The 534-nt window shown below is 55.2% G+C and carries 1 protein-coding gene; it reads left to right on the forward strand.

Annotated elements, in window-relative coordinates; translation table 11 throughout:
* A partial coding sequence (locus ACTQ52_RS12350) for a Mu transposase C-terminal domain-containing protein (RefSeq protein WP_441982793.1) occupies window positions 1-447 on the forward strand: 447 nt, incomplete at its 5' end.
* Between the last annotated feature and the right edge of the window lie 87 nt (window positions 448-534).

Consider the following 534-nt stretch of genomic DNA (forward strand, 5'->3'; position numbering starts at 1 on the left):
GTTCCACCGGAAGGGATCACACCACGGCAGGAATGGAACCGGGATACACGTCCGCTGAACTTTATCGATGTCAATACCATCGCAGAAGCCTTTCTGCATCACGAAAATCGGCGGGTCGACAAGGGCGCATGTATCCAGTTCAGAGGCAGGCGGTATGAAACGAAGCCGGAACTGATCGGGCTAAAGGTTGAGATCGCCTATGACCCGACGAATCCTGAGATCCTTACGATCAGCCATCCGGGCATCAAACCATTTACTGCAAAACCGCTGGTGATCAGAGGCTACTGTGCTCAGACACCGGCGCTCCCTCCAGCGATGCAGCCAGAGACGCCGAAGACATCCCGACTGCTGGATGCCCTCGAAGCACGGCACAAGGAATCGAAACGGCTCATGACCGATGCCATCTCCTTTGCGAACTACGGAAAGGAGGGACGCGCTCATGTATGAAGCATTCTTTGGCATGACCCATACGCCATTCACCAGGGACCTTCCACCGGAGTGCCTGTACGAGACGAAAGCGATGAGTGATGTGCT

The sequence above is a fragment of the Oribacterium sp. Sow4_G1_1 genome (genome assembly GCF_052116105.1).
GTDB lineage: Bacteria > Bacillota > Clostridia > Lachnospirales > Lachnospiraceae > Oribacterium.